Source organism: Ruoffia sp. FAM 26255 (genome assembly GCF_045528525.1).
GTDB lineage: Bacteria > Bacillota > Bacilli > Lactobacillales > Aerococcaceae > Ruoffia > Ruoffia tabacinasalis.
This window is the reverse complement of the sequence record NZ_JBGQQX010000012.1, coordinates 21,749-28,891: the sequence shown is the minus strand read 5'-3', so window position 1 is coordinate 28,891 and position 7,143 is coordinate 21,749. Positions and strand designations below refer to the sequence as shown.

At 36.4% G+C, this 7,143-nt stretch carries 8 protein-coding genes and 1 other annotated feature; of the genes, 6 read left to right on the top strand and 2 right to left on the bottom strand.

Annotated elements, in window-relative coordinates:
- From ACEN31_RS03925 to ACEN31_RS03915, 3 genes are all read left to right on the top strand, one after another.
- On the top strand, positions 1–1,012 hold a 1,012-nt coding region (locus tag ACEN31_RS03925; RefSeq protein ID WP_407108704.1), incomplete at its 5' end, for an FMN-binding protein.
- 132 nt (positions 1,013–1,144) lie between these two features.
- Positions 1,145–2,251 carry an FAD:protein FMN transferase gene (locus ACEN31_RS03920; protein WP_407089733.1) on the top strand — a complete coding sequence of 369 codons (1,107 nt, stop codon included), beginning with the start codon at positions 1,145–1,147 and terminating at the stop codon, positions 2,249–2,251.
- A complete protein-coding gene (locus ACEN31_RS03915; protein WP_407089734.1) occupies positions 2,244–3,188 on the top strand; it encodes a UbiA family prenyltransferase in 945 nt (314 codons plus the stop codon). The genes ACEN31_RS03920 and ACEN31_RS03915 overlap by 8 nt, the downstream gene beginning before the upstream one ends.
- 38 nt (positions 3,189–3,226) lie before the next feature.
- Here the strand turns inward: ACEN31_RS03915 and ACEN31_RS03910 are convergent, their stop codons facing one another.
- Together ACEN31_RS03910 and ACEN31_RS03905 are read right to left on the bottom strand one after the other, a co-directional pair.
- On the bottom strand, positions 3,227–3,532 hold the full coding sequence (locus tag ACEN31_RS03910) for a DUF1801 domain-containing protein (RefSeq protein ID WP_407108703.1): 306 nt from the start codon (positions 3,530–3,532) through the stop codon (positions 3,227–3,229).
- Positions 3,533–3,674: 142 nt separating this feature from the next.
- A complete protein-coding gene (locus ACEN31_RS03905; protein WP_407089736.1) occupies positions 3,675–4,073 on the bottom strand; it encodes a NusG domain II-containing protein in 399 nt (132 codons plus the stop codon).
- Positions 4,074–4,233: 160 nt separating this feature from the next.
- Between ACEN31_RS03905 and ACEN31_RS03900 the strand changes: the two genes are divergently transcribed.
- The 3 genes from ACEN31_RS03900 (at position 4,234) to serS (ending at position 7,109) form a co-directional block, all read left to right on the top strand.
- A complete protein-coding gene (locus ACEN31_RS03900) occupies positions 4,234–4,863 on the top strand; it encodes a 50S ribosomal protein L25 (protein ID WP_407108702.1) in 630 nt (209 codons plus the stop codon).
- Positions 4,864–4,954: 91 nt separating this feature from the next.
- A complete protein-coding gene (locus tag ACEN31_RS03895) occupies positions 4,955–5,482 on the top strand; it encodes a tRNA (cytidine(34)-2'-O)-methyltransferase (RefSeq protein WP_407089738.1) in 528 nt (175 codons plus the stop codon).
- A 34-nt stretch (positions 5,483–5,516) separates the two neighbouring features.
- Positions 5,517–5,742: a binding site (T-box leader), on the top strand.
- Between the two features lie 77 nt (positions 5,743–5,819).
- Positions 5,820–7,109: a serine--tRNA ligase gene (serS, locus tag ACEN31_RS03890; protein ID WP_407108701.1), complete on the top strand. Its 1,290-nt coding sequence runs from the start codon at positions 5,820–5,822 to the stop codon at positions 7,107–7,109.
- Positions 7,110–7,143 lie beyond the last annotated feature (34 nt).

Below are 7,143 nucleotides of genomic sequence, written 5' to 3'. Positions count from 1 at the left end.
AGAGTCAACTGAAGAAGAAACATCAGAAGAATCGGAAGAGTCAACTGAAGAAGAAACATCAGAAGAATCGGAAGAGTCAACTGAAGAAGAAACATCAGAAGAATCAGAAGAGTCAACTGAAGAAGAATCATCAGAAGAATCGGAAGGGTCAACTGACGAAGAATCATCAGCAGATTCAGAAGAATCAGCTGACGATGCTGCAGTAGTAGGAACTGACGAATCAGCAGAAGCTGGTGCATTAACAGACGGTGAATACTCAGTTGTAGGTAACCCAGACGAACGTGGTTGGGCTGTAACTCATACGATCACTGTTGCAGATGGAGAAATTACTGATTCAAACTTTGATTACGAAAATGAAGACGGAGACTTAAAATCAGAAGATGAAGAGTACAATACTCAAATGGAAGAAGTAGCTGGAGTATCATCGGCAGATGCAACTCAAGAATTAAATGATGCATTAGTTGAATCACAATCAGCAGACGTAGATGTTGTTTCAGGTGCAACTTCAACATCAACTTCATTCCAATTCACTTCGGAAGTATTATTAGAGTTAGCTGCACAAGGCAACACTGAAGAAGTTAATGTTGATGAACTAGAATTAGCAGACGGTGAATATACAGCTGAAGACTTAACAATTACTGTTGAGGGTGGCGAAATTACTGACGCAATATTTGAAGCTGAAGATCAAGACGTTGCTGATGAATTAGCAGCTGCTTTAGTAGAAGCTGGAAATGTTGAAGGTGTTGAGCCGGTAGAAGGTCAAGAAGAACTTTCTACAACATTCATCGCTTTAGCAACTCAAGCTACAAATGATGCTAAATTAGCAAGTTTAACAGCTGATGCAGAAGAGTCTAGTGAAGAATCTGAAGAGTCTAGTGAAGAATCTGAAGAGTCATCTGAAGAATCAAGCGAAGAGTCAACATCAGAAGAAACTTCGGAAGAATCATCTCAAGTAGAGTCTGAAGAATCAACTGAAGAAGAATCATCTGAAGAAGAATCATCTGAAGAATAAGCCAAAATAATTAAATAGAAAATATGTCATAAGTGAGCTAATTTATACAATTAGCTCACTTTTTCACTTTTATAGAAGCTATAAGAATAGTATAATAAGTATTACGAATTAGAATAGCTAGGAGCATATTTAATGAAAAATGCAATGAAAAAAGTGGCCTTATTTGTTACAGCAATCATCTTATTTGGTTGTGCAAGTGATGATGAGCCAGAAGTGGTTATATCAGGGGCAAGTCCGACAACTACGACAGAAGTAAATGAAAATGGGCTCCCGATTGTTAAAGAACCTACAACCATAACGGAGACGATGTTACATACGGTTGTTCAAATGCAAGTCTATCATGAAGGCGTCGAAGATGTGATGCAAGAAGCGATTGATTATATGGCGGAGATGGAAACACTCCTTTCCACAAACGTTGAAGGATCTGACGTATATAGAATCAATGAGAATGCTGGGATTGAGCCGGTTGAAGTACAACCTGAAACAATGGAAATCATTAAACGTTCAATTCAAATTGCCCAAGAGAGTGATGGGCTCTTTGATATCTCAATTGGAGTTCTCACAGATTTATGGCAAATCGGAAGTGATGATGCGCGTGTTCCAGAAGATTCTGAAATAACTGAAGCAGTTAATCTAATCGATTATGAAAAGATTAGCATTGATGAAGAGAATATGACGGTCATGCTTGAAGAAGAAGGCATGTCACTGGAGTTAGGTGGTATTTCTAAGGGATATATTGGTAGTGGCATTGTTGAGATCTTTGAGGAAAACAATATTACAACAGCCATCATTAACCTTGGAGGGAATGTCGTTGTTATGGGGACATCACCATCCAATGAAGATGGTTGGAATGTTGGGGTTCAAGACCCTGATGAAGTGCGTGGTGAAATAGTTGGGACTCAACGTGTCATAAATGCAGCCATTGTTACAAGTGGTATCTACGAAAGATATTTAGAAGTGGACGGCACAAAATACCATCACATTATGGATCCTAGAACAGGCTATCCTTTAGATAATGAGATTTCAGGTGTAACTGTCTTTGCACCAACCTCTTTTGATGGTGACTCTTATTCGACAGCCTTATTCTTAATGGAGATTGAAGAAGGTATCGAGTTTATAAATTCAAAAGATGGGTTTGAAGTGGCTTATGTCGATAAGGAAGGTGGCGTACATCTTTCTGCTGGTATTCAAGATAGTTTTAATTTAACGAATGAGGAGTATTACATCGCTGATGAATAAAATAAATTTAAAAATGTTTTTAGAATTTGTCGAAATTCGAACAAAAATAGCAAGTTTTTTTCCAATGATGGTTGGTTTTTTATGGACAGGTTACTATTTCAAAGAATTTAATTGGTTGAATTCAGTTATATTTTTCCTAGCTGCGACTTGTTTTGATATGACGGTAACAGCGATTAATAATACATTGGATTATCACAAAGCCTTAGATAATAACTATAAGGAAGAGCAGAATGTGATTGGTAAATACAAATTAAATTACCGGACAATGGTCATCATTGTATTTATCCTTTTAGCTATTTCGCTGATACTTAGTTTATATCTCGTTTGGTTAACAGATCCAATGCTCTTATTGATCGGAGCTTTGTTATATTTTATTGGAATAATTTACACATTTGGACCGTTACCAATTTCACGTACACCATACGGGGAGATTTTCTCAAGTTTAACGATGGGATTCGGTATCACTTTTCTGGCGGTATTCATGACCCGCTATGAAGTACTGCTTTCAAGTGAATGGACTTGGACTAATTTAGTATTGAATATCGGTTGGTTTGATATTCTTAAGATATTTTGGTTCAGCTTGCCACAAATACTTTTAATAGCGAATATTATGCTTGCCAATAACACCCGAGATTTGGATACAGATATTCAAAACGAACGACGGACGTTAGTTTACTATATTGGTAGACCGAACGCGATTCGCTTGTATCAGTTGCTTAGCTTCTTACCATGGATTGTGTGGTTGACTTATATTATTACCGGTATATTCCCTTGGTGGACGATTGTTACTTTAGCCGTTGGCTATGTGCATTATCAAGGTGTGATGAGATATACGGAAAGAATTCCACAGCCAATTGCCTTTAAAGAAGCTATTCAGAGTTTTATATTGTTTTTAAGTATGTATGTCATTGCTCTATTTGTTTTATTGTTAGTATAAAGACAGCCTCGATTTTATTGAAAATCGAGGCTGCTTTTTTATTTAGGATATTTACTTAAAGTGTGTTCCATTGAGTTTTCTAACATTGTTTTTAAGACATCTAAATCAATATCAGCTAATTTATTTACGTAAATACACATTTTACCAGTGGTGTGTTTTCCAAGTTGCGCTAATAATTTATCTTTGTCTTTAAATTCGGTAGCAAGGTACAAACTAAATTTGGCTTTTCTAGGGGAAAAGGCTAAATAAGATGTATCACCTTCACGACCAGAATTGTAGACATAATGGTAAGTTCCAAAACCGATAATATTTGGATACCACATTTGAGGTTCAAAACCAGTCACTTCTTTAAATAAATCTAATAAAAAAATGAATCAATTTGTTTTTGTTTTGAATCAATCGACTCAATAAATTCGACGACATCTTCACCTGTGGGTTTAAATTTGGCTGCTGACATTATAAAACCTCCATTTTATGATTAGTTATTTACAAGGGTAGTATCAATTCATCATCAGCCATTTTGCCGGTAATCTCTAACACGAGCCCGTGGGGGAGACAAATCGCAGTTTGCCCTGGTCTTTCAATCCAACCTGTTCTAACGCCAACTTGATCAGGACTATTATCTTCTTTAATACGAGCTTGGTTATTATTGATTTCGATAATATTGTACTGGTTATCGTTTGGATAATATGTCTTTTCGACTTCTAATCCTTCTGATAATTGGAACTCATCTACAACTTCACCGTGGATTTTCACTATCGCAACGGCATCTTCTGAATCATTGAGATGAGCATTCGTAATGACATTTGGAATAAAAGAAATGATGATTGACACGATAATAAATACATAATCAAAGGGTTTAAAGTAGCTTAATATTTTTCTCATGGGACCTACCTCTCTATTGCAAAGCAATGAATCTTTACTTATTGTATAAAAAAAATATGGTTTTATCTAGCTTTTTAGAGGAAAATTTGATACTATAACGTATGTGCGAAAATTACTATTTGAAATGCATTAAATTATTTATAGATAAGGAGATTTTATTATGAACTTAAAAGCAGAACTTAGAGAAACAACTGGCTCAAGTGCTTCACGCAAAGCTCGTGCTGAAGGAAAAGTGCCTGTATCTTTATACGGTAAAACAGTAGAAGCAACTTCGCTTTTAGTAGATCGTCGTGATTTCGAAGCTTTATTAAAAGAAGAAGGTACTAACGCGGTATTCAATTTAGATTTTAACGGTGGCACTCAAAAAGTATGGTTAAAAGACTATGAACGTGCAGCGTTAAAAGACGAAATGTACTCAATTGACTTGGAAGCTATCTCTGCTGACCAAACATTAACGGTAGAAATTCCATTATACGTTGTTAATGATGAAACAATTGAAGAAGGTATCGTTGAAATCGTTGAAAACGAAATTACTGTTGAAACTAAACCAGATACAATCCCTCAATACTTTGAAGTGGATGTAAAAGGCTTAGAAATCGGTGATACTTTAACTGTAGCGGATATCGCTCTCCCAGAAGGTGTAGAAATTATGATGGAAAATGATGCAACAATCGTTTCAATCTCAATTCCTACTGAAGAAGCAGAAGACGTAGATCCAGATGAAGAAGCAGCTGAACCAGAAGTAATTGGTGCAACTGAAGAAGAAGCAGAAGAAGCAGAAGAAGAGTAATCTTCAAATAATTTTATTAAAAGACACGTTCAATACGTGTCTTTTTCTATCTAAACATTCACCAAATTACGTGAAGAAAGGGAGGATTCCATTGAAAAATCATATTGCTTTATTTGAACCATTGATGCCTGCTAATACAGGGAACATCTCTAGAACTTGCGCGGCAACTAATTCAACGCTCCATTTAATTCATCCTCTAGGATTTTCAACCGATGATAAAATGTTGAAACGTGCTGGCTTAGATTATTGGCATAATGTTGATATTGTCGAGCATGATAATTTAGAGGCATTTCTTTCATACGTTGGTGAACGTAAACTGTATTTAATTACTAAATTTGCACCTCAAATTTATTCTGAGGCAGACTTGGCTCAAAATGAAAGTAATGAGCAATTCTTCCTATTTGGAAAAGAAACAACGGGCCTTCCGATTGAATTGATGGAAGCGCATAAAAATAACAGTTTGCGAATTCCAATGAATGACGAACATGTACGGTCACTTAACTTATCAAACACTGCTAATATCGTTATATTTGAAGCTTTACGCCAACAACAATGGCAAGAGCTAGAGGCAATTCATCATTATGACGATACTGACAAAGCGAAAGACTTGAATTGGTAGGATTGCTTGACTTTATGGCGGGATAATTTATAATATGATTAAATGAGAAACGAATAGTATTTGAGATAATTGTTAAGAGAAGTGATGGTTGGTGAGAATCACTCAGTTTAATCAAAGAATCCACGTTTTATTCAGCCTACGAAAGCGCGATTAAGTAGTGCCGGCCTCACCGTTATTGAATTTAAGAGCAAGTAAACTCACTATTATTGGGTTTATTTGAACTTGGGTGGCACCGCGAATGAGAACCTTTCGTCCCATGAATTATTCAGGGACGGAAGGTTCTTTTTTATGGCTATGTTTAATTTAATGAATATTTAAAATCACAGGAGGAAACAATATGTTAGATCGTAAAATGTTAAGAGATGACTTTGAATTTGTCGCAGAAAAACTTGCCACCCGAGGTGTGGAGCGTGAGTTATTAGAAAATTACCGCGACTTAGACGCGCAAAGAAGAGAATTAATTGCTCAAACTGAGGAAGCGAAGCAAACACGTAACGAAACAACTGAAAAAATTGCTCAGCTAAAACGCAACAAAGAAAATGCGGATGAGCAAATCAAAGCAATGCAAGAAATCGGTAAAGAAATTAAAGCGATGGATGACAAGTTAGTCGCGATTCAAACTGACTTAAATAATATTGAATTCACATTACCTAACATCCCACATGAAGATGTGCCAGTTGGTGAAGATGAAGACGATAATGTTGAAATCCGCCGTTGGGGAGAAATTTCAGAATTTGATTTTAAAGCATTAAATCACTGGGATATTGCTGAAAACTTAGGTATCTTAGATTTTGAACGTGGAGCAAAAGTTGCCGGTGCGCGTTTCGTATACTATGTAGGCCAAGGAGCTCGTTTAGAGCGTGCTGTTTACAACTTTATGTTAGATACTCACGGGAAAAATGGCTACCGCGAAATGATCACACCTTACATGGTAAATGAAAAAGCAATGTTCGGAACAGGGCAATTCCCTAAATTTAAAGAAGATGTATTTGAGTTAGAAGGGGACCGTAACTTAACTTTAATTCCAACGGCTGAAGTTCCATTAACGAACTACTATGCTGATGAAATTCTTGCATTAGATCAATTACCTGTACACTTTACAGCATTTTCACCATCATTTAGATCAGAAGCAGGAAGCGCTGGTCGTGATACGCGTGGATTAATCCGTATGCACCAATTCCACAAAGTTGAGTTAGTTAAACTTGCTCGTCCGGATGAATCTTATGCAGAGTTAGAAAGTATGACTAAAGATGCTGAAGGTATCTTAGAAGCATTAAAAATTCCATACCGCACAATTATATTATCAACAGGTGATATGGGATTCTCTGCTGCTAAAACTTATGATATTGAAGCATGGATCCCAGCTCAAGAGACTTACCGCGAAATCAGTTCATGTTCAAACACAGAAGCTTTCCAAGCTCGCCGTGCAAAAATCCGCTACCGTAATGAATACGAAAAAGTAGAACATGTTCATACTTTAAACGGTTCAGGATTAGCAGTAGGTCGTACTGTTGTGGCAATCTTAGAAAACTACCAACAAGCAGATGGATCTGTGAAGATTCCTGATGTACTTGTTCCTTACATGGGTGGCATTACAGAAATCACTAAAGAAAATGCTATGGGATAATTAAATTAAGTTAAATAACCGAAAACCATAACTA

What these genes read in the sequence shown, in the direction of transcription:
- ACEN31_RS03915 (WP_407089734.1), top strand. Translation starts at nt 2,244, where the DNA reads ATGAATAAAATAAATTTAAAAATGTTTTTAGAATTTGTCGAAATTCGA.
- serS (WP_407108701.1), top strand. Translation starts at nt 5,820, where the DNA reads ATGTTAGATCGTAAAATGTTAAGAGATGACTTTGAATTTGTCGCAGAA.
- ACEN31_RS03900 (WP_407108702.1), top strand. Translation starts at nt 4,234, where the DNA reads ATGAACTTAAAAGCAGAACTTAGAGAAACAACTGGCTCAAGTGCTTCA.
- ACEN31_RS03905 (WP_407089736.1), bottom strand. Translation starts at nt 4,073, where the DNA reads ATGAGAAAAATATTAAGCTACTTTAAACCCTTTGATTATGTATTTATT.
- ACEN31_RS03920 (WP_407089733.1), top strand. Translation starts at nt 1,145, where the DNA reads ATGAAAAATGCAATGAAAAAAGTGGCCTTATTTGTTACAGCAATCATC.